The organism is Caldovatus sediminis, assembly GCF_014644455.1.
Taxonomy (GTDB): Bacteria; Pseudomonadota; Alphaproteobacteria; order Acetobacterales; family Acetobacteraceae; genus Caldovatus; species Caldovatus sediminis.
Genome location: NZ_BMKS01000006.1, coordinates 292,082 through 313,559, shown reverse-complemented (window position 1 = coordinate 313,559; position 21,478 = coordinate 292,082). Strand labels below are relative to the sequence as shown.

The window sequence follows — 21,478 nt, the reverse complement described above, 5'->3', positions numbered from 1 at the left end:
GGACGCCGCCGCGGTCCTGCCCGGGCAGGCCTGCGCCTCTCCCCCACCGGGCACAAGGCGCGCATCCGCGCGCCCCCTGCCCGGGACAGGGGTGCGCCGGCAGCGATCGCGGCGACCGCTGCGCGCCGAGCCTCGCCGGCAACCTCGAGAAGGACGACACCCGCCGCGGCGACTGGCGGGTCGCGCCGGAAACCCGCCGGCCGACCGCGAGCCCGGACGTCCGGTCCACGATCGCAGTGCTGGGACGCCTCGACCGCGTCGGCATTGCACCGCGTCGGCATTGCGCAGCGGGTCGGCGAAGGCCGACGGATCGTCGCCCCCCGCCAGAGAGTTCCTGGCCCGAGAAGGCCGGCAGGACACGGCCGGGATCGCTTGAGGCGGCGCCGGATGATGCCTAACCTCGGCGCGGAGATGGGTCGCATCGCGGCGGGGCGCCTGGGCTTCAATCCCGGCAGGGAACGCCCGCGCATTCCCGGCGGGTTTGGCTCCCCTCCTTCCCGTCGGCGCGCCGCGTGTCGACCGGAGCGGCCATCATGATCGGCGGCGCATCCGCCGCGCCGGCGGCGTGTGACCTTGTCCTGGTCGGAGGGGGGCACGCGCATGTCGAGGTGCTGCGCCGGTTCGGCCTGCGCCCGCAGGCCGGAACCCGGCTGACACTGATCGCCGCGGACTCGCTCGCCACCTATTCGGGGATGCTGCCCGGCCTGCTCGCCGGCCACTATCGGCCGGAGGACGCGCAGATCGACCTGCGGCGCCTCTCCGCCTTCGCCGGGGCCCGCTTCTACCGCGCTTCCGCCAGCGGCCTCGACCTCGGGCGGCGCCTGGTGCTGTGCGACGGGCGGCCGCCCGTGCCCTTCGACCTGCTCTCGCTCGACATCGGCTCGGTCCCCGACACCGCGTCCTTGGCGGGCGCCGACCGCTTCGCGCTGCCGGCGCGGCCGGCGGCGCGCTTCCTCGAGGCCTGGCGCGGGCTGCGCGAGACGGTGGCGGCGCGCGGCCGGGAGGGACTCCGGTCGGACCTGGTCGTCGTGGGCGGCGGCGCCGCCGGCATCGAGCTCGCGCTCTCGCTCCGGCACCGGCTCGCCGCGGAATGCGGCCGGCAGGACGCGCTGCGCCTCACCGTGCTGGCGGGCGCGGGGGAGCTGCTGCCGGGGCACGGCCCCGCGGCGCGCCGCCGCGCGCTGGCGGCGCTCCATGCCGCGGGGATCAGGCTGCTGCGGCAGCGCGCGATCCGGCTCACCGAGGGCTGGGTGCATACCGAGACGGGCGAGGCGCTGCCCGCCCTCGCAGCCATCCTGGCGACCCACGCCGCCGCGCCGCCGTGGCTGCGGGAGACGGGCCTGGCGCTGGACGGCAGCGGCTTCGTCCGCACCGACTCCACCCTCCGGTCGGTCTCGCACCCCGAGGTCTTCGCCGCGGGCGACGTCGCGGCGGTGGCCGACCGCGCGCTGCCGAAATCGGGCGTCTTCGCGGTGCGCCAGGGGCCGGTGCTGGCCCGCAACCTCCGCCGCAGCCTGGAGGGACGGCCGCTGCTGCGCTACCGCCCGCAGCGCCGCGCCCTCGCCCTGCTGTCCACGGGACCGCGGCACGCCATCGCCTCCTATGGCCGCCTCGCCTGCAGCGGCGCCTGGGTGTGGCGCCTGAAGGACCGGATCGACCGGCGCTGGATCGCGATGTACCGCCAGGCCGGGAGGGCCACGCACGGCGGGGCCGATGACGGCGGGGCGGCCCGGCCGCCGCCGGCGGGCGGGATGCGCTGCGGCGGCGGCGCGAAGGCGCCGGGCCCCGTGCTGCGCCGCGTGCTCGGGCGGATCCGGGCGGTGGCGGACCGGCCGGACGTGGTCTGCGGCCTGACGGACGCCGGCGATGCCGCCGTGCTCGACCTGCCGCCCGGCCGGCTGCTCGTCCAGACGGCCAGCCAGTTCCGCGCCTTCCTCGACGACCCCTACCTCTTCGGGCGGATCGCGGCGAACCACTGCCTCGGCGACATCCACGCCATGGGGGCGGCGCCGCATTCGGCGCTCGCCCTCGTCGGCATGCCGCGCGGGCCGGAGGAGAAGGTCGCCGACGACCTCCTGCAACTCATGGCCGGCGCGATCGAGACGCTGCGGGAGGCGGGAGCGATCCTGGTCGGCGGCCACACCGTCGAGGCCGCGGAGATGACATTCGGCCTCGCGGTCAACGGGCTCGTCCGCCGCGACGCGGCGCTGCGCAAGGGCGGCGCGCGGCCCGGGAACGCGCTCGTCCTGACCAAGCCGCTCGGCACCGGGGTGATCCTCGCCGCGGCGATGCGCCGGCGCGCGCCGGCGCCGTGGATCGAGTCGGCCATCGCGGCGATGCTCGTCTCGAACCGGGACGCAGCGGAATGCCTGGCGCGGCACGGCGCCACCGCCTGCACCGACGTGACCGGCCTCGGCGTCCTCGGCCACCTGCTCGAGGTGCTGGGCGCGTCGGGCGTCCGCGCCGAGATGGATCTCGATGCCCTGCCGTCGCTGGACGGCGCGCTGGAGTTGCTGCGGGAGGGCCTCGCCAGCACGCTCCACCCGGCGAACCGGGCAGCCTTCGGCGCGGCCGTCGAGGATCCGCAGCCGGAGCGCCACCCGGCCTACGCGCTGCTGTTCGACCCGCAGACCGCCGGCGGGCTCCTCGCCGCCGTCCCCGACGATGCCGTGGCGGCATGCCTGGCGGCGCTCCGCGCGCGGCCGGGCGGCGGCGAGGCGGCGGTCGTGGGGCGCGTCCTGGCCGGCCGCGATCCGGCGCGACCGGTGCGGCTGCTCGCCGGGCGCTGAGGTCGCGTCACGGGACCGCGGCGACGGACGGGGCGCGCGGGCATGACGACCGGCCCAAGGCGCCGCCCTCCGGTCCGCGGGGAGGCGGCGGCATCCCGCCGGGCCGCGCGCAAGGCCCGGCGTCCGGCCTCACCGCGTCGCGGTCCGGCGCCTCGCCTCCGCCGCAGGCGACGGCGCCTCGGCATGGGGCGCCGGCGCCTGCGGCATGGCCGCCTGGGACGCTTCCAGCACCGCATCGTTGGCGGCGCGCAGCGAGCGCATCAGGCGGTCCATCGCCTCGAACCCGAGCCGCGCGAACGCCAGCGGACCCTCCGCCTGGCCGGTGGACAACCGGCGCCACTCCTCCTCCGGCGTCCAGCCCCGAAGCCCCTGCCGCCATGCCTCGAGGATCGCCTCCTGCTGGCGTCGCATCACGTCCCAGCCAGCGTCGAAGGCGGCGTCCTGGTGGCGTCGCATCACGTCCCAGCCGGCGTCGAACATCGCGCGCTGCAGTTCCAGCATCATCCGCGCGCCATCGAGCGCCGAGCAGGCGGTCGCCCAGGCCAGATCCGCGCCCGGGAAGGGCGCGGCCACGGCGCCGGTCACCTCCCGCTCCACCGTGGCCTCGGCGCTCCCCGCGCCGCCCGCCTGCTCGCGGGCGCGACCGTGCGCGCCCGCGGATGCGCCAGAGGTCCGTTCCATGGTCCCACTCCGTTCCTCGCTGCGCGGCGCCGAGGCCGCGGTGTCGCCCGCCCCGGCGGCGCCACGCGCCGTCGCGTCCGGCCCGCCGGATGGTGAACGGCAACCCAACACCAAGCGCGCGCGGCGCGGATTGATCCACCTCAACCGCGCCGCCGGCCAACCGCGACCGGACGCCCGCGCTGCCCCGGCACGCGCGGTTGTGATCGCGCGCCGCCGCATTGCCCGGCGCAGGCCGCGGCGCCGCGCGTTTGGTCGGGCGTCGCGGGCCACCGGAGGCCGCCGCACCGTCGGTCGCCCGCGGGCATCGCACGCCGGGAGCGCGAGCGGCGCGAGACCGCAGCCTGTTGCCGGGCGCCGCCCTCGCATCCGCGGCGGGCCACGGCGCGGCGGCCTCGTGCTGTCCCGTCTTGACCCCGATCAAGACTGTTTCGACCCGCGCCCCCATGATCAAATGCGCTTGCGGCCCCGTCGGCGAGGAGCCCGGAAGGGCGGGGGGCGGCTGCGCAGGGAGACGACGATGGCGCTGAAGGACATCCTGGTTCACCTCGACGCGACGGAGCAGTCGAACACGCGGCTGCGGGTCGCGGCGGCGCTCGCGCGGAGCCACGACGCGCACCTCACGGGCCTGCATGTCCTCGACGTGGCGCTGCCGGCCTTCGTCGGCGATCCCAGCGGCGGCGGCGCGGTGGTGGCCGAGCTGATCGAGCGGACGCGCCGCGAGGCGCTGGCCGACGCCGCGCGGATCGAGGCCGGGTTCCGCGAGCGCCTGCGGCTCGAGGGCCTCGCCGGGGAGTGGCGGCAGCCGGAGGGGATCGCGCCCGAGCTCGTCTCGCTGCACGCGCGCTACGCCGACCTCGCGATCGTCGGCCAGCAGGATCCGGAGGGCGGCGGCTCCCCCGCGGCCGGCGCGATCCTCGAGGCGACGCTGTTCGCCTCCGGCCGGCCGGTCCTCATCGTGCCCTATGCGGGACGCTTCGAGAGCGTCGGCCGCAAGGTCCTGATCGGCTGGAACGCGAGCCGCGAGGCGTCCCGGGCCGTGCACGACGCGCTGCCTCTCATCGCGCGGGCGGACTCCGTGACCGTGCTGACGATCAATCCGCGCATCGGGCCGGACGGCCACGGCGAGGCGCCGGGCGCCGACATCGCCCTGCACCTCGCGCGCCATGGCCTGAAGGTGGAGGTCGAGCGCCTGAACGCTCCGGACGTCGCCGATGGCGAGCTGCTGCTGAACCGCGCCGCGGAGCTCTCGGCCGACCTCCTGGTCGTCGGCGGCTACGGCCATTCCCGGCTGCGGGAGCTCATGCTCGGCGGGGTCACGCGCACCCTGCTCCGCCAGATGACGCTGCCGGTGCTGATGTCGCACTGACGACCGGACCGGCCTGCGGCCGCGCCGGCGCTTGATCGAGATCATGGCCGCGCCGGCTCCGGTGCCGGCACGATCCCCGCGGACAGGCACGAGGGGCGCGACATGGCGGCGACCGGAACGGCGCGCGGGGGCAGGGCGGTCGTGGGCGCCTATCCCAGGATCGTGAAGGATCCCGCCGCGCTCCCGGTGGCGCCGAACCTCGCGGATTACGAGGCGGCGCGGCGCGCCTTCGACTGGCGCGAGGCGCGCGCGCTGCTCGACGGCCTGCCGGGCGGCCAGGGCCTCAACATCGCGCACGAGGCGGTGGACCGCCACGCCGCCGGGCCGCGCGCCGGCCGGCCGGCGCTGCGCTGGATCGGCCGCGGCGGCGCCGCGCGCGTCTTCACCTGGCGCGACCTGCGGGCGGAGACGAACCGCTTCGCCAACGCGCTGCGCGGCCTCGGCCTGGGGCCGGGCGCGCGGGTGTTCACCCTCGCCGGCCGCATCCCGGAGCTCTACGTCGCGGTGCTCGGCGCGCTGAAGGCGAAGTGCGTGGCCTCGCCGCTGTTCTCCGCCTTCGGCCCCGAGCCGATCGCGACCCGCCTCGAACTCGGCGAGGCGGAGGTGCTGGTCACGACGGAGGCGCTCTACCGCCGCAAGGTCGAGGGCCTGCGCGCGCGGCTGCCGCGCCTCGCCCACGTGGTGCTGGTGGGCGAGGGCGGGGGCGGGACCGCGGTGCCGGGCACCCTGGACTGGGGACGACTGATGGCGGAGGCGAGCCCCGACTTCGCCATCCCCCCGACCGATCCCGAGGACATGGCGCTGCTGCACTTCACCTCCGGCACCACCGGGCGGCCGAAGGGCGTCGTGCACGTGCACGAGGCGGTGGTGATGCACCACGTCACCGGCCGCAACGCGCTCGACCTCCATCCCGAGGACGTCTTCTGGTGCACCGCCGACCCCGGCTGGGTGACCGGGACGAGCTACGGCATCGTCGCGCCGCTCACCAACGGCGTGACCAACGTCGTCGTCGAGGCGGAGTTCGACGCCCAGGCCTGGTACGAGGTGCTGGAGCGCGAGCGCATCACCGTCTGGTACACCGCCCCGACCGCGATCCGCATGATGATGAAGCTCGGCGCCGAGGCGCTGCGCGGGCGCGACCTCTCGGCCCTGCGCGTCCTCGCCAGCGTCGGCGAGCCGCTGAACCCGGAGGCGGTGCTCTGGGGCGTCGAGGCCTTCGGCAAGCCCTTCCACGACAACTGGTGGCAGACCGAGACCGGCGGGATCATGATCGCCAACCTCGTCGCCATGGACGTGAAGCCCGGCTCGATGGGCCGCCCCCTGCCGGGGATCGAGGCGGCGATCGTCGAGCGCGGGGCGGACGGCGCCGTGTCGGTGGTCGAGGCGCCGATGGTCTCCGGCGAGCTGGCGCTGAAGGCGGGCTGGCCCTCGATGATGCGCGGCTACCTGCACGAGGAGGCGCGCTACCGCAAGTGCTTCGCCGGCGAGTGGTACCTGACCGGCGACCTCGCCATGCGCGACGAGGAGGGATACTTCTGGTTCGTCGGCCGCGCCGACGACGTCATCAAGTCCATGGGCCACCTGATCGGCCCCTTCGAGGTCGAGAGCGCGCTGATGGAGCACCCCGCCGTCGCCGAGGCCGGGGTGATCGGCAAGCCCGATCCGGTGGCGGGCGAGATCGTCAAGGCCTTCGTCGCGCTGAAGCCGGGGCACGAGCCCTCCGAGGCGCTGCGGCGCGAGCTGCTCGGCCACGCCCGCAGGCGCCTCGGCGCCGTGGTGGCGCCGAAGGAGATCGACTTCCGCGCCGGCCTGCCGCGCACCCGCAGCGGCAAGATCATGCGCCGCCTGCTCAGGGCGCGCGAGCTGGGCCTGCCGGAGGGCGACCTCTCGACGCTGGAGAGCGACGAGCGATGACCGGCGCCCCGAAGGTCCACCTCGACCGCGCGCACGGGCTGCGCCTGCTGCGCGAGATGCTGCGCATCCGCCGCTTCGAGGAGAAGTGCGCCGAGCTCTACCAGGCGCAGAAGATCCGCGGCTTCCTGCACCTCTGCGACGGCGAGGAGGCGATCTCGGTCGGGGTGATGCAGGCGCTCGGGCCCGACGACTGGGTGGTCGCCACCTACCGCGAGCACGGCCAGGCGCTCGCCCGCGGCGTCCCGATGCGGGCGCTGATGGCCGAGATGTACGGCCGGCTGGAGGGGTGCTGCCGGGGCCGCGGCGGCTCCATGCACATCTTCGACCGGGCGACGCGATTCCTCGGCGGCAACGCCATCGTCGGCGGCGGGCTGCCGCTCGCGCTCGGCGTCGCGCTCGCCGACCGGATGCAGGGGCGCAGGACCGTCACCGCCTGCTTCTTCGGCGAGGGCGCGGCGGACGAGGGCGAGTTCCACGAGAGCCTGAACCTCGCCCAGCTCTGGCGCCTCCCCGTGCTGTTCGTGTGCGAGAACAACCGCTACTCGATGGGCACGCCGCTCGCCGTCGCCGAGGCCGAGCCCGAGATCTGGCGCAAGGCCGCCGCCTACCGCATGAGCGGCGAGGCGGTGGACGGCATGGACGTGGTGGCGGTGGAGGTCGCGGCGCGCCGCGCCGCCGAGCGCATCCGCGAGACCGGCGCGCCGCACCTGATGGAGTGCCTCACCTACCGCTTCCGCGCCCACTCCATGTTCGACGCCCAGCTCTACCGCACCAAGGAGGAGGTCACGGCGTGGCGGGCGCGCGACCCGATCCCCCGCCTCAGCGCCTGGCTCGTCCAGGTCGGCCACCTGCACGAGGCCGACCTCGCCCGCATCGAGGCGGAGATCGGCGCCGAGATCGAGGACGCCGTCGCCTACGCCGAGGCCGGAACGCCGGAGCCGGTCGAGGAGCTGGAGCGCTTCGTCACCATGGAGGCGGTGCCGTCATGAGCGCCACCGCCTCCCCCTCCCGCATCACCTACCGCGAGGCGTGCCGCCAGGCGATCCGCGAGGCGATCCTCGCCGACCCGCGCGTGTTCCTGATGGGCGAGGATGTCGGCCGCTACGGCGGCTGCTACGCGGTGACCAAGGGGCTGCTCGAGGAGCTCGGCGAGGAGCGCATCCGCGACACGCCGCTCTCCGAGAGCGCCTTCGTCGGCGCCGGCATCGGCGCGGCGATCGCCGGCATGCGCCCGATCGTCGAGGTGATGACCTGCAACTTCAGCCTGCTCGCGCTCGACCAGATCCTCAACAACGCCGCCACCATCCCGCACATGTCGGGCGGCCAGTTCGCGGTGCCGCTGGTGCTGCGCATGGCGACCGGCGCCGGGCGCCAGCTCGCCGCGCAGCACTCGCACAGCCTGGAGGGATGGTTCGCGCACATCCCGGGCCTGCGCATCCTGGCCCCCGCCACCGTCACCGACGCGCGCTTCATGCTCGCGCCGGCGCTCGCCGACCCGAACCCGGTGCTGATCTTCGAGCACATCATGCTCTACAACATGGAGGGCGAGCTGGAGCCGGGCGTCGCGGCGGTGGACATCGCCAGGGCGCGCATCCGCCGGCCCGGGCGCGACGTCAGCCTCATCACCTACGGCGGCAGCCTGTTCAAGACGCTCGCCGCGGCCGAGACGCTGGCGGCGGAGGGGATCGAGGCCGAGGTGCTGGACCTGCGCGTGCTGCGCCCGCTCGACACCGCGGCCATCATGGACTCCGTCGCGCGCACGCGCCGCGTCGTGATCGTGGACGAGGGATGGCGCTCCGGCTCGCTCTCCGCCGAGGTGGCGATGCGCATCGTCGAGGAGGCGTTCTTCGAGCTGGACGCGCCGATCCGCCGGGTGTGCTCGCGCGAGGTGCCGATGCCCTACGCCGCCCACCTGGAACAGGCGGCGCTGCCGCAGCCCGAGGCGATCGCCGCCGCCGCGCGGGGGCTGGTGCGCCCCGGATGAGCGAGTTCCGCATGCCCTCGCTCGGCGCCGACATGGAGGCCGGCACGCTGGTCGAGTGGCTGGTGCGGCCGGGCGCGCGCGTGAAGCGCGGCGACGTCGTCGCCGTCGTGGAGACGGCCAAGGGCGCGATCGAGATCGAGGTCTTCGAGGACGGCGTGGTGCGCGAGCTGGTCGTCCCGCCCGGCACCCGCGTGCCCGTCGGCACGGTGCTCGCGCGGCTCGACGTCGCAGCGGGGGAGGCCGCGCCGGCGCCGCCACCGGCTGCGCCCGCGCCCGCCGTCGCCGCGCCCGCGGAGGCGCCGGCCGTCGCCGCCGCCGCGCCGCCCGCGCCCGTGCCCGCCGCGCCGCCCGCGCCCGCGGCGGCGATCCCGGCCGGCGCCCGGGTGCGCGCGACCCCGGCGGCCCGGCGCCGGGCGGCGGCGCTCGGCATCGCGCTCGAGGGCCTGCGCGGCACGGGCGTCGAGGGCGCGATCCGCCTCGCCGACCTGCCCGCGGCCGCCGCGCCGCCCCCGCGTCCCGCGCGCGGCGCCTTCGACGCCAAGGCGATGCGCGGCGCCATCGCCGCCGCGATGAGCCGCTCGAAGCGGGAGATCCCGCACTACTACCTCGGCCAGACGGTGGACCTGACGCCGGCCCTGCAGCGGCTCGAACGGCTCAACGCCGGGCGCGCCCCGGCCGAGCGCCTGCTGCCCGCGGCGATCATGCTGCGCGCCACCGCGCTCGCCGTGGCGGAGAACCCGGCGCTCAACGGCTTCTGGGAGGAGGGCGGCTTCCGCCCCGGGGAGGGCGTGCACATCGGCTGGGCGGTGGCGCTGCGCGGCGGCGGGCTGGTCGCGCCCGCGATCCGCCACGCCGACCGCCTGCCGCTCGAGGCGCTGATGGCGGCGCTGCGCGACCTGGTCGGGCGCGCGCGCGGCGGCGGCCTCCGCGGCTCCGAGCTGACCGACGCCACCATCACGGTCACCAGCCTCGGCGACCGCGGCGCGGAGAGCGTGCTGCCCATCATCCACCCGCCGCAGGTGGCGATGATCGGCTTCGGGCGCGTCGTGGAGCGGCCATGGGTCGTGGAGGGCGCCGTGGTGCCGCGCCGCGTGGTGTCGCTGACCCTCGCGGGCGACCACCGGGCGACGGACGGCCATGTCGGCGGCCTGCTGCTCGCGCGCATCGAGGCCCTGCTGCGGAACCCGGAGGCGCTGTGACCAGGGACGAGATCACCAGGATGGTCGCCGAGATCCTCGCCGGGATCGCGCCCGAGGCGGAGCTCTCGGCCGTGGCGGGCGACGCCGATCTGCGCGAGGCGCTCGATCTCGACTCCATGGACTTCCTCAACTTCGTCGCCGCGCTGCACGAGCGCACCGGCCGCCCGATCCCGGAGGCCGACTACCCGAAGCTGTCCACCCTCGACGGCGTCGTCGCCTATCTCGGCGGCACGGACGCCTGATCCGCGCGCGCGACGGCGAGCGGCGAACGGGGCGCGCGCCCTCCGCCACGGTGGCGCTGATGGCCAGGCACGCGACGACGACGCCCAGGCGCTGGTCCCGCGAGGTCGCGACGGCCTCCACCTTCCCGCCCGAGGGGCTGTTCACCCTCGACGCGCGGACCATCGCCGAGACCATGGCGCGGCCCGAGGTGTCGCCCGGGGGCCTGGGTCCGGCGATCCGGATGGTGACCTTCTTCATCAACCGCGCCGGCCGCGCCCTGGCCGAGGACCGCCGCGCGGAGCTGGAGGCGGCGAAACGCCTGCTGCGGGAGCGCAAGGCGGCCGCGCCGGTCGTGCCGCCGGCGCAGCGTGCGCCCGGGCGCTACCGGCACCGCGCGCTCGGCCCGGTGACGGTGGAGAAGCGCGGCAGGACCTGGTGGATGGTCCACCGCCCCGGGCATCCGCCGATCGCCCTCGGACCCGACGGCTGGCGCTATCTCGAGCCGGACCGCGGCGGGCGCTAGCGGCCCTCCGGTCGGCGCACCGGGGCGCGCGCGGCCGCGGCCGCGCGCTACATCGCCATCTCGGATTCGGCCGCGGCGCGGGGCTTCGTCTCCTCGGGGATCTCGGTCATCGTCGCCTCGGTCAGCAGCAGGACGCTCGCCACCGAGACCGCGTTCTCCAGCGCGACGCGGACGACCTTCGTCGGGTCGATGATGCCGGCCTCGACGAGATCCACGTACTCCTTGCGCGCGGCGTCGAAGCCGAGGTTGCCTTGCCCCTCCAGCATCCGCGCCACCACCACGCCGGCGTCCACCGAGGAATTCTCGGCGATCTGGCGCGCCGGGGCCTCGAGCGCGCGCCGCAGGATCTGCACGCCCGTGCGCTCGTCGCCCCCGCAGCGCGCCTCCTCCGCGGCGACGGCGGCGGCGCAGCGCAGCAGGGCGAGGCCGCCGCCCGGCACGATGCCCTCCGCGACCGCCGCCTTGGTGGCGCTGATCGCGTCGTCCAGCGCCTCCTTCTTCGCCTTCATCTCCGCCTCGGAGGGCGCGCCGACGCGGATCACCGCCACTCCGCCCGCCAGCTTGGCCAGCCGCTCCTGCAGCTTCTCCTTGTCGTAGTCGCTCGTCGCCTTCTCGATCTCGCGCCGGATCTCGCGGATGCGGGCGTCGATCTCGGCGCGGTCGCCGCCGCCGCCGACGATCGTCGTGTTTTCCTTGTCCACGACCACGCGCTTGGCCCGGCCGAGCTGCGCCAGCTGCGCGTGCTCGAGCGTCAGGCCGAGCTCCTCGGAGACCACCGTCGCGCCGGTGAGGACGGCGATGTCCTGCAGCATCGCCTTGCGTCGGTCGCCGAAGCCGGGCGCCCGGACCGCGCAGCTCCTGAGCGCGCCCCGGATCTGGTTGAGGATCAGCGTGGCCAGCGCCTCCCCCTCCACCTCCTCGGCCACCACCAGCAGCGGGCGGCCGGACTTCACCACCTCGTCGAGCAGCGGGAGGAGGTCCTTGACGCTGCTGATCTTGCGGTCGGAGAGCAGCACCAGCGCGTCCTCCAGCACCGCCTCCATGCGGTCCGGATTGGTGACGAAGTAGGGCGAGAGGTAGCCGCGGTCGAACTGCATGCCCTCGACCACCTCGAGGGTGGTCTCGGTGGTCTTCGACTCCTCGACCGTGATGACGCCCTCGTCGCCGACCCGCTCCATCGCGTCGGCGACGAGCTCGCCGATCTTCGCGTCGTTGTGGGCCGAGATCGTCGCCACCTGCGCCTTCTCCAGGCGGGTCCGCACCGGGCGGGAAATCCCGCGCAGCGCCTCGACGGCGGCGCGCAGCCCGCGGTCGAGCCCGCGCTTCAGCTCCACCGCGCTGGCGCCGGCGACGACGTTGCGCACCCCCTCGGCCAGGATCGCGTGGGCGAGGACGGTCGAGGTGCTGGTGCCGTCGCCGACCACCTCGCCCGTCTTCTCCGCCGCCTGGCGCAGCATCTGGGCGCCGAGGTTCTCCTCCGGGTCCTTGAGGTCGAATTCCTTGGCGATGGTCACGCCGTCGTTGCAGACGATCGGCGCGCCCCATTTCTTCTGGATCAGCACCGATTTCGACCGCGGGCCGAGGGTGACGCGCACCGCGTCGGCGAGCTGCGTCGCGCCGCGCAGGACCTTCTCGCGCGCGGCCGAGCGGAACAGGACCTGCTTGTGCGCCATGCGGGCTGCCTTCTTCCGATTGTCGTGCCGGGCCGTCGCGCCGACCGGGCGCCGTGGCGCCGGCGGGACTCCGCCGCGGCGGGCAGCGGGGGCCGCCGCGCGGTCGCGCCCGCCCCGCCGGCCGGCGGCCCCGTCCTTGGCCGGGGCCGCCGGCGTCGCCCGTCAGGCGCCCTGCTTGATCGGGATCCTCTTCTGCCGCGTCGCGGCCTCCGGCGTCTTCGGCAGGGTGATGGTCAGCACGCCCTTGTCGAACTTCGCCTCGATCTTGTCGCGGTCCACGCCCTGGGGCAGCGGGAAGGAGCGCTGGAAGGAGCCGAAGCGCCGCTCGGAGAGGTAGTAGTTCTCCGCCTTCTCCTCCTTCTCCATCTTCTTCTCGCCGCGGATGGTCAGCATGTCGTCCGAGACCGTCAGCTCGACGTCGCCCGTGTCCATGCCCGGCAGTTCGGCGGTGATGCGGAACTCCTTCTCGTCCTCCACCATGTCCATCGCCGGCGGCGCCATTCCGAAGGCGGGTTCCAGGCGCCACCAGGGCTGCATCCCCGCCCCCAGGCGGCGCAGCGCCCGGCCCGGACCGAGGCCGAAGCTGCGCACCACGTTGTCGAACAGGCGGTCCATCTCGTCGCGGAGCGTGGCGAGCGGCTGCCACAGGCTCTCCGGCCCCGCGGCGGGCGCCAACGCCCTCTGTTCGGTCTTCTCGGGTGCCTTGGTCGCGGTCTCGCTCATGGCGGTCTCCCTGCTTAGGTCGCGTCGCCCGTCCTGCGCCCCGACGCTTCCCGCATGCCGGCGGAGGACGGTCACGCCGCGGCCCCCACGACAACGCCGCACCCGGCGGATCGCATTGATGCACGTCAACCCGGCCCGATCACGGACGCGCGCCTGTCGCGGGACGAGGATCCGCGCGGTTGCGTCCCGCGCGGCCGCCGGACCGCCGCTGCCGGGGCGCCTGCGCGGCTCACGCGAGCGCGGTGTCGAGCAGCGTCATCACGACGAGGCCGACCATCAGGCCCGCCGTTGCCGTGTCCTCGTGGCCCTTGCCGTGCGTCTCGGGAATTATCTCGTTGCTGACGACGAAGAGCATCGCGCCGGCCGCGAAGCCCATGCCCCAGGGCAGCAGGGGCTGCGAGATCGCGACCGCGGCCACGCCGATCAGGCCGCCGATCGGCTCGACCAGTCCCGTGGCCAGCGCCACCAGCAGGGCGGCGCGCCGGGCATGGCCGAGCGCGACGAGCGAGACGGCCACGGCGAGGCCCTCGGGCATGTTCTGCAGCCCGATCGCGATGGCGAGCGCCGTGCCGTTCGCGAGGTCGCCGCCGCCGAAGCCAACGCCGACGGCGAGCCCCTCCGGGAAATTGTGCAGCGTGATGGCGGCGACGAACAGCCAGATGCGCCGGACGGCCGGGCTGCGGGGCCCCGCCGGGCCGAGCACGAAGTGCTCGTGCGGCACGAACCGGTTGGCCGCCCAGAGCACGCCCGCGCCGAGCAGCGTGGCGGCGCTGACGCTCGCCGCCGCCAGCGTGGCGCTGCCAGTGTCCGCGCGCGCGGCCTCGATCCCCGGCACGACGAGCGAGAGGAACGAGGCCGCCAGCATCACGCCGGCGGCGAAGCCGAGCAGCGCGTCCTGCAGCCGCTGCGAGATGCGCCGCACGAGCAGCACCGGCAGGGCGCCGAGTCCGGTGGCGAGGCCGGCGGCCAGGCTCGCGCCCGCGCCGATCAGGATCAGCCGGCCGTCCACGGCGATCCTCCTCCCGCCAGGGGCGGGCGGCGCGACCTGGCGCCGGCCCGCCTCTCGCGCTCAGGCCGTCGTCCCGCCGCGGGCGGGCGCGGCGCCGGCGGCGCCCTCCACCGCGGCCCGCTCGCCCTCCTTCCAGAAGGCGCGGATCTCGCCCGGCAGCACGTCCGCCACCTTGCGGACCTGGCCGGCATCCACGTGATGCGCGAGCGTGCGCAGGACCGCGAGCGTGGCGTCGCGCACGTCCATCGGCCGCGTGCCGCGCAGGCCCTCCGCCACCCGCTGCAGGAACTCGTCGAGCGAGCGCAGCTTCTCCGGCTGCCGGCCGACGTGCCACTGGTCGTAGTAGAGCCCGCGCACCAGCAGCGGCAGCTGCGCGCCGAGATGCACGGCGAGCTCGAGCGGCAGCCGGTCGCGCAGCGCGTGCAGCACCGCGCCGAGCGCGTGCCACGCGGCGTGCCGGTCCGGCCCGATCGTCTTCATGATCTCGTCGAGCCAGATGTTGGTGATGTGCAGCGTCCGGTCGAACACCTCGAGCCCGGTGGTTGCCATCGTCCTGCCTCCTTCCACTCCGATGCGGGCGGCGCACCGCCCGTCGTCACGGCCGCACCTCGAGCCGGTTGATCACTCCGTCCACGCCGAACACGGCCCAGGCATCGTCCTCGGCGATGTGCCGCTGCTCCTCGCTCGGGACGAAGCCGTCGAGCGTGACGACCGCCCGGTGCGTCGTGACGGTGATGCTCTCGGCGGCGAGCAGCGGGTCCTTCTCCAGCACCTGCCGCACGGCGTCGGTGATGGTGTCGTCGCTGTCCGCGTCGGGCGGATTGACGCCGAGCCCGTTGACCACGTCGCGGCTGCCCGGCACCCACCACGCGAGCACGCCGGCCATGCGCTTCTGGCCGAGTCCGGCGACCTCGCCGTCGAGCGTCACCACGCCGTCCTCCACCGAGATCACGATCTCGCCATGCGGGTCGGGCGGCTCGCGCACGGTCTCCAGCCGGCCCTTCACCCGTTCGCGCAGCGTGCAGTCGGCGAGCACGATCTCGCCCAGCAGGGCGTCGCGCACCGCGTCGCGGATCGCGCCGTCGCCCATCCTGGTGGCGGGCCTCACGCGCAGCCGGTCCACGATGCCGGCGACGCCGGGCACGCGCGCCGCGGCCTCGAGCGCGAGCTTCTTGCCGGCGAGGCTGTCCACCTCGCCCTCCATCACCAGGGCGCCCTCGGACCAGGCGAGGCGGATCGGCCCCGCCGTCGGCCGGACGCGCGGCTCGCTGTGGAGGGCCTTGCGCACCTGCTCGAGGATCGCGTGCTGCTCGTCGGCCGTGGTGGTCATGCGGCGTCTCCCTCCTGCCTGCCCGCCGCGGCCGGCGCGCTCTCGGCCTCGCGGCCGCGGACGACGCGGCGGCCGCGCAGCGGGCCGCCCGTCTCGGTCACCACCGTGCGGCTCCCTTCCGGCCGGCCGTCGCGGTGGAAGTAGATGACGACCCAGTCGCGCTCGCGGCCGAGCCGATGGGCGAGCGGGGTGTTGGAGAAGAGCGCGGTGAAGTGCCAGGGGCCGCGCGTCGTGTGCAGCACCGGCAGCCACGCCTCGCCCTTGGGGTTGAAGCGCTTCGGCGCGATCCGGCGCAGCCCGCCGCGGGCGGCGCGCTCGCGGTACTCGCGGTCCACATCGAGCAGCGTCGCGACCGGCGGCTCGTCCTCCGTTCCGGCGGCAGCGGCCGCGGGCCGTCCCGGCCGCAGGCGCGCGAGCATCGCGGCCAGGGCGGCGCGCACCATCGCCGCGCGGCGCGGCCCGAAGCCCGGGACGCGCTCGAGGCGGCCGTCGTGCGCGGCGAGCTCCAGCTCCTCCAGCGTCTCGACCTGCAGCGCCTCGTGCACCGTGCGGGCGAGCTTCGGGCCGATGCCCGGGACGGTGCGCAGCACCTGCTCCGGCGCCGCGGCGCCCCTGAGCTGATCGAGATAGCGCCACCGGCCGGTGGTCAGCATCTCGGCGATCGCGCCCGCGATCGAGCGCCCGACGCCCGGGATCGCTTCCAGCGCCGCGCGTCCCCCGGGCCCGGCGAGGATCGCGCCGAGGTCGCGCGGCAGCGCCGCCACCTCGTCCGCGGCCCGGCGGTAGGCGGCGGCGCGGAACGGGTTGTCGCCCTGCGCGAGCAGGAGCTCCGCCGCCTGGCGGAGCCGTTCGGCGATCCGCGCATTGGTCATGGCGGCGGCCCGGGGGGCGGGGACGTCCGGGGTTGTTTCCGGCTCGGAGGATGCCATGCCCGCGCTCCTGCTGCCCATCCCGCCGCGCCGCCCCGTCCGCTGCCGCCGTGTCCGCAGGCTCTGGCCTCGGATGCGCGGCGTCATTGACCTGGATCAGCCCCGCCGGGCGGCAGGCCGGGGGCGCGACCCTGCCACCGCAGCCGTCCTGCCCGCGCCCCCATTGCCAGGCCGGCGGCGCGGTTCGCCGGCCGTCTCGCGCCGCGCCGCCGGCGCGGATGCGCCACCGGCCGGGCCGGCGCCGAACCCGGGACGGCCCATCAGGCCCTGCCGCTCCAGTCCGCCTCGAGCAGCCCCTCCCGGTCCGCCGCGATGCGGACGCCGAAGGGGCGGCTCTCCCGGTCGAGCCGGTCGCGCAGCCAGCGGCGTTCCTCCTCGGTGGGGCGATTCAGCCGCATCCGCGCGATCCGGAACGGGGCCAGCCTGAGCGCGAGCAGTTCCCCGCTCGCCGCGTCGAGCCGCGGCAGGTAGAGCGCCGTGAGGTCGCCGCGGAACTCCTCCCGCCCCTCGATCCCCTCGTAGTCGTTGAGGAAGTCGCCGGCGCCGTAGAGGACGAGGCGGTTGCGGTGCACCTCGATACCCTGCGGGTGATGCGACGAGTGGCCGTGCACCAGGTCGAACCCGGCGCGGTCGATCAGGGCATGCGCGAAGGCGCGGAAGGCGCGCGGGATCTCGTAGCCCCAGTTCGGCCCCCAGTGGATCGAGGCGAGGGCGATGTCGCCCGGCCGTTTCGCCGCCCGCACCCGCTCCGCCAGTCGGCCGGCGGTCGCCGCCGAGAGGTCGTCGAGCAGGTGCACCCCCGGCCGCCCCGGCGCCGCCGCCCAATGCCGCGGGATGCCGCTGCTTTCCGAGCCGAATCCGAAGACCAGCAGCCGGCCGCCGCCCGGCGCGGGGAGGGGGAGTGCCGCCGGCGCCGCGGCCTCGGCCAGGTCGCGCCCGGCGCCCGCGGTCCGGATGCCGGCCCGGGCGAGCGTCTCGAGCGTCTCCAGCAGGCCGGCCTCGCCCCAGTCGAGCACGTGGTTGTTCGCCAGCACGCAGCACTCGATGCCGGCGGCCTGCAGGCAGCCGACGTTGCGCGGGTGCATGCGGTAGTTGATGCCCTTCGGCTCGTAGTCGGGGCTGGTCGTGACGCTGGTCTCCAGATTGACGACGCGCAGGTCGGCGCGGCGCAGCGCCTCCGACGCGTCGCCCCACACGTAGTCGAAGCCGACCGGCCGCGGGATGGGGCCGTTCGCCCGCTCGGCGAGCGCGACATAGGCGAGGGCCGAGCGGACGTAGTCCTCGTGCAGCGCGGGGTCGCCGGGGTGCGGGAGGATCTGGTCGATGCCGCGGCCGAGCATCACGTCCCCGCACAGCGCCAGGGTTACCATCTCCTCCGTCCTCCTGCGGTTGCGCGCCGCGGCGCGATCTCCGCCCGCCCGTCGCACGGCACGGCCGCGGCGGCGGACAGGGCCAGGACCGCCGCCCGCCGCCGGAGCGGGAACCCGCCATCGGGGCGCCCCCGCCCGGCGGCCGGGGACCGCGGCCGGAAGCGCCTTTGCGGAATCCGGAGATCGCGGCCATGCTGCCTCGGCTCCACGGGGCGCGAGGCCCCCTTCCGGCATGATCGTTCCGGCACCATGCGCGCGCCTGATCTCGATCAATCACGAACGGCCCGGCCCCTGTAGGAGTTGCGGCCATCGGCCGCGAGGGGCGCGGTCCCGCTGCGGAGCCATGCCCGCCCGACCGGCGGGCCTTGAGCGAAGCGGACGCATGTGATGGCCCGAGGGGGGAGCCGCATGGATGAACTCGTGACCGGCCGGCAGGACTCCGAACCGGAGGATGGCGCGCCGCCGGAGGCGCTGCCCCGGGAGCGCCTGTATCGCCCCGCCGACCTGTCCGCGCTCGCCTTCACGACGACCGCGGACCTGGAGCCCCTGCAGGCGCTCGCGGGCCAGACGCGCGCGCGGGAGGCGGTCCGGCTCGGCACCGCGATCGCCGCGGACGGGTTCAACATCTTCGCCGTGGGACCGGGCGCCGCGCGCATCAGCGAATCGATCCGCGGGCTGCTGCGGGACGCCGCCGCACGGCGCCCCGCGCCCTCCGACTGGGTCTATGTCAACAACTTCGCCGTGCCGCATCGTCCGGCGGCCCTCGCCCTGCCCGCCGGCCGGGCGCCGGCGCTGCGATCCGCCATCTCGGGCCTGATCGAGGAGCTGCGCGCCGCGCTCCCCGCGCTGTTCGAGAGCGAGGACTACCAGCGCCGGCGCAGCGCCATCGAGGCCTCGTTCCACGGCCAGGCCGAGCGGAGCTTCGCCGCGCTCGGCGAGAAGGCCACCGCGAAGGGCGTCGCGATCCTGCGCACGCCGATGGGCTTCGCCGTCGCGCCCGCGAAGGACGGCAAAGTGGTGCCGCCGGAGGAGTTCGCCACGTGGCCGCCCGAGCGCCAGCGCGAGGTGCGCGACGCCATCGCGGAGATCGAGAAGGAGCTGGAGGAGACGCTGCGCGCCATCCCGCGCATCGAGAAGGAGCGCCGCGACGCCGTGCGCGCCCTCGACCGCGAGACCGCGAAGTTCGTGATCGACCACGCGATGGCGGAGGTCACGGCGTCGTTCTCCGACCTGCCGCGGGTGCTGGCGCACCTCGAGGCGGTGCGCGCCGACCTCGTCGAGCACGCGCCGCTCTTCCTCGACGCCCAGGCCCTGCCGCCGGACGGCGGCCTGCCCGCCGGCCTGCGCACGCTGAGCCCGTTCGACCGCTACGACGTCAACATCCTCGTGACCAGGCCCGCGGAGGCCGGCGCGCCGGTGATCGAGGAACTGCACCCGACCCTCGGCAACCTCGTCGGCCGGGTCGAGCACCTGCCCGTGCAGGGCGCGCTGGTCACCAACTTCCGCCTGATCAAGCCCGGCGCGCTGCACCGCGCCAACGGCGGCACCATCCTGATCGACGCCCGCGCCCTGCTGACCGAGCCGTTCAGCTGGGCCGCGCTCAAGCGGGCCCTGCTGCAGCGGCGCATCACGATCGAGGACGCCGCGCAGCACATCGGCCTCTCCAGCACCGTCTCGCTGGAACCGGACCCGATCCCGCTGGACGTCAAGGTGGTGCTGGTCGGCGAACGCCTGCTCCACTACCTGCTCGCCGCCGTGGACCCCGACCTCGAGCGGCACTTCAAGGTGATCGCCGACTTCGACGACGAGGCGGCGCGCTCGCCGGAGACCGAGGCGATGCTCGCCCGCATGGTGGCGACGATCGCCCGGGACGACGGGCTGAGGCCGCTCGACCGCGGCGCCGCCGCGCGCGCCGTCGAGCACGCCGCGCGCCTCGCCGAGGACGCCGAGCGGCTGACGCTGCTCGCCGAGCGGCTGCGCGACCTCGTGGTCGAGGCCGACCACTGGGCCGGCGCCGCCGGCCGCGCGGCGATCGCCCGCGAGGACGTCGAGCGCGCCATCGCCGAACAGCGGCGCCGCGTCGCGCGCCTGCACGAGCTGTCGCGCGACGCCATCCTGCGCGACATCGCGCTGATCGCCACCGCGGGCAGCCGGGTCGGGCAGGTCAACGGGCTCAGCGTCGCCGGCATCGGCGGCCACGCCTTCGGCCGCCCGACGCGCATCACCGCCCGCGTCCGCCCGGGCTCCGGCCGGATCGTGGACATCGAGCGCGAGGTCGAGCTCGGCGGACCGCTGCACGCCAAGGGCGTGCTGATCCTCACCGGCTTCCTGTCGGGCCGCTACGCGCTCGACGCGCCGATGTCGCTCTACGCGAGCCTGGTGTTCGAGCAGTCCTACGGCGGCGTCGAGGGCGATAGCGCCTCCTGCGCCGAGCTGCTCGCGCTGCTCTCCGCCCTCTCCGGCCTGCCGCTGCGCCAGGACCTCGCGGTCACCGGCTCGGTGAACCAGCACGGCGACGTGCAGGCGATCGGCGGCGTGAACGAGAAGATCGAGGGCTTCTTCGATGTCTGCCGCGCGCGCGGGCTGACCGGGACGCAGGGCGTGGTCATTCCGCACTCCAACGTGCAGCACCTGATGCTGCACGCCGAGGTCGTCGAGGCCTGCGCGGCGGGCCGCTTCGCCATATATCCGGTGCGGCGGATCGACCAGGCGGTCGCGCTGCTGACCGGACGCGACGCCGGGACCCGGGGACCCGACGGCACCTACCCGGAGGGCAGCGTCAACCGGCTGGTGGAGGAGCGCCTGCGGCGCTTCGCCGAGGCGCGGCGGGCCATGCACGAGGGCGCGGCCGCCGAGGCCCGGCGAGAGGAGGGCGGACCATGAGCGGCGAACCGGACGAATTCCGGCGCATCCTGCTCGACCTCGGCCACGCGGCCGAGGGCGAGGGCGGCGTCCGCGCGGCGGTGGAGTTCGCGGGCCTGCTGCGGCTCGACCTGCTCGGCGTGTTCGTCGCGGACGAGGCGGTGCTCGGCCTCGCCGGGCTGCCCCTCGCGCGGGAGCTGCGGCTGCCGGGCTGCGAGTGGAGCCGGCTCGACGCGGCGCGGATCGCCGAGGAGTTCGAGGCGGCGGCCCGGCGCGCGCGCAGGCTGCTCGAGGAGCAATGCGCGAGGCTCGGCGTCCCCGCCGCCTTCGAGTTCCTGCGCGGCGACCCCGCGGCCGCCCTCGCCGCGCTCGCGCGGCCGCACGACATCGTCGCCGTCGGTGGGGCGGGCTCGCCGGCGGAGCGCGCCCGCGGGTCGCTGCCGCGCGCCGTGCAGGCGGCGCTGCGCTCCGCGGCGTCGGTGATGCTGCTGCCGCAGCGGATCGCACGCCGCGCGGGGCCGGTGGCGACCCTGGCGGCGACGCCGGCGGACCCCGGCCTGCGAGTCGCCGCGGGGATCGCGGCCGCGGCGCGCGAGCGCCTGCTCCTCCTGCTGCCGCCCGGCCTCGCGGCCGGCGAGCAGCGCGCGGCCGTGGCCGCCGCGGCCCGCGCGGCGCGCCTGCCCGAGGATCAGGTCGTCACCCGCGGCCTGCGCGACCTGACGACGGAGGCCATCCTCGACGCGCTCGAGGGCGCGCGGGAGCGGCTGCTGGTGCTGAGCCGCGCCAGCGCGCGCGCGGCGCAGGAGACGCCGCCGCTGACGTCGGTCCGCGGCGTTCCGGCGCTGCTCGTCGGGCCGCCGGAGCCCGCGGCGGAGGAGAAGCGGGAAGGCGCCGGCTGAACGCG

General features: G+C 75.8%; 18 protein-coding genes. 10 read left to right on the top strand and 8 right to left on the bottom strand.

The annotated features are described in order from the left end of the window. Positions 1 to 533: 533 nt before the first annotated feature. Complete coding sequence (gene selD, locus IEX99_RS12475; RefSeq protein ID WP_188900679.1) at positions 534 to 2,789, top strand: selenide, water dikinase SelD; 2,256 nt, start codon at positions 534 to 536, stop codon at positions 2,787 to 2,789. Positions 2,790 to 2,918: 129 nt separating this feature from the next. On the opposite strand, the gene IEX99_RS12470 is transcribed toward selD, so the two are convergent. Then, entirely contained in the window at positions 2,919 to 3,470 is a 552-nt protein-coding gene (locus IEX99_RS12470) for a hypothetical protein (RefSeq protein ID WP_188900678.1), read from the bottom strand. A 517-nt stretch (positions 3,471 to 3,987) separates the two neighbouring features. On the opposite strand from IEX99_RS12470, the gene IEX99_RS12465 reads away from it, so the two are divergent. From IEX99_RS12465 to IEX99_RS12435, 7 genes are all read left to right on the top strand, one after another. Then, positions 3,988 to 4,836, top strand: coding sequence for a universal stress protein (locus IEX99_RS12465; protein ID WP_188900677.1), 849 nt, complete (start codon positions 3,988 to 3,990; stop codon positions 4,834 to 4,836). Positions 4,837 to 4,938: 102 nt separating this feature from the next. Continuing rightward, entirely contained in the window at positions 4,939 to 6,750 is a 1,812-nt protein-coding gene (gene acsA / locus IEX99_RS12460) for an acetate--CoA ligase (RefSeq protein WP_188900676.1), read from the top strand. Continuing rightward, complete coding sequence (gene pdhA, locus IEX99_RS12455; protein WP_188900675.1) at positions 6,747 to 7,739, top strand: pyruvate dehydrogenase (acetyl-transferring) E1 component subunit alpha; 993 nt, start codon at positions 6,747 to 6,749, stop codon at positions 7,737 to 7,739. The genes acsA and pdhA overlap by 4 nt, the downstream gene beginning before the upstream one ends. After that, the gene (locus IEX99_RS12450) at positions 7,736 to 8,734 is read left to right on the top strand and encodes an alpha-ketoacid dehydrogenase subunit beta (protein ID WP_188900674.1); all 999 of its coding nucleotides are present in this window, start codon (positions 7,736 to 7,738) and stop codon (positions 8,732 to 8,734) included. Before pdhA ends, IEX99_RS12450 begins: the two co-directional genes overlap by 4 nt. Then, the gene (locus IEX99_RS12445; RefSeq protein ID WP_188900673.1) at positions 8,731 to 9,933 is read left to right on the top strand and encodes a dihydrolipoamide acetyltransferase family protein; all 1,203 of its coding nucleotides are present in this window, start codon (positions 8,731 to 8,733) and stop codon (positions 9,931 to 9,933) included. The genes IEX99_RS12450 and IEX99_RS12445 overlap by 4 nt, the downstream gene beginning before the upstream one ends. Beyond that, on the top strand, positions 9,930 to 10,175 hold the full coding sequence (locus IEX99_RS12440) for an acyl carrier protein (protein ID WP_229677983.1): 246 nt from the start codon (positions 9,930 to 9,932) through the stop codon (positions 10,173 to 10,175). The genes IEX99_RS12445 and IEX99_RS12440 overlap by 4 nt, the downstream gene beginning before the upstream one ends. A 59-nt stretch (positions 10,176 to 10,234) precedes the next feature. After that, a complete protein-coding gene (locus tag IEX99_RS12435; RefSeq protein WP_188900672.1) occupies positions 10,235 to 10,678 on the top strand; it encodes a DUF3175 domain-containing protein in 444 nt (147 codons plus the stop codon). 47 nt (positions 10,679 to 10,725) lie between these two features. On the opposite strand, the gene groL is transcribed toward IEX99_RS12435, so the two are convergent. The 7 genes from groL to IEX99_RS12400 all read right to left on the bottom strand — a co-directional run bounded on the left by groL (position 10,726) and on the right by IEX99_RS12400 (position 17,712). Next, positions 10,726 to 12,351 (bottom strand): chaperonin GroEL, encoded by a 1,626-nt coding sequence (gene groL, locus IEX99_RS12430; RefSeq protein ID WP_188900671.1) that lies wholly within the window; start codon positions 12,349 to 12,351, stop codon positions 10,726 to 10,728. Positions 12,352 to 12,513: 162 nt separating this feature from the next. Then, positions 12,514 to 13,074 (bottom strand): Hsp20/alpha crystallin family protein, encoded by a 561-nt coding sequence (locus IEX99_RS12425; RefSeq protein ID WP_188900670.1) that lies wholly within the window; start codon positions 13,072 to 13,074, stop codon positions 12,514 to 12,516. A 229-nt stretch (positions 13,075 to 13,303) separates the two neighbouring features. Next, positions 13,304 to 14,083 carry a ZIP family metal transporter gene (locus tag IEX99_RS12420; protein WP_188900669.1) on the bottom strand — a complete coding sequence of 260 codons (780 nt, stop codon included), beginning with the start codon at positions 14,081 to 14,083 and terminating at the stop codon, positions 13,304 to 13,306. Between the two features lie 60 nt (positions 14,084 to 14,143). Beyond that, positions 14,144 to 14,632, bottom strand: coding sequence for a DUF2267 domain-containing protein (locus IEX99_RS12415; RefSeq protein ID WP_188900668.1), 489 nt, complete (start codon positions 14,630 to 14,632; stop codon positions 14,144 to 14,146). A 46-nt stretch (positions 14,633 to 14,678) separates the two neighbouring features. Further along, complete coding sequence (locus tag IEX99_RS12410) at positions 14,679 to 15,413, bottom strand: BON domain-containing protein (protein ID WP_188900667.1); 735 nt, start codon at positions 15,411 to 15,413, stop codon at positions 14,679 to 14,681. Further along, entirely contained in the window at positions 15,410 to 16,342 is a 933-nt protein-coding gene (locus IEX99_RS12405) for a helix-hairpin-helix domain-containing protein (protein ID WP_229677982.1), read from the bottom strand. Before IEX99_RS12405 ends, IEX99_RS12410 begins: the two co-directional genes overlap by 4 nt. A gap of 260 nt (positions 16,343 to 16,602) precedes the next feature. Next, positions 16,603 to 17,712 carry a CapA family protein gene (locus IEX99_RS12400; RefSeq protein WP_188900665.1) on the bottom strand — a complete coding sequence of 370 codons (1,110 nt, stop codon included), beginning with the start codon at positions 17,710 to 17,712 and terminating at the stop codon, positions 16,603 to 16,605. Between the two features lie 408 nt (positions 17,713 to 18,120). Here IEX99_RS12400 and IEX99_RS12395 point away from each other — a divergent pair, with 408 nt between their 5' ends. Then, positions 18,121 to 20,595, top strand: coding sequence for a Lon protease family protein (locus IEX99_RS12395; protein WP_188900663.1), 2,475 nt, complete (start codon positions 18,121 to 18,123; stop codon positions 20,593 to 20,595). Further along, on the top strand, positions 20,592 to 21,473 hold the full coding sequence (locus IEX99_RS12390; RefSeq protein ID WP_188900661.1) for a hypothetical protein: 882 nt from the start codon (positions 20,592 to 20,594) through the stop codon (positions 21,471 to 21,473). Before IEX99_RS12395 ends, IEX99_RS12390 begins: the two co-directional genes overlap by 4 nt. The last annotated feature ends 5 nt before the right edge of the window (positions 21,474 to 21,478 follow it).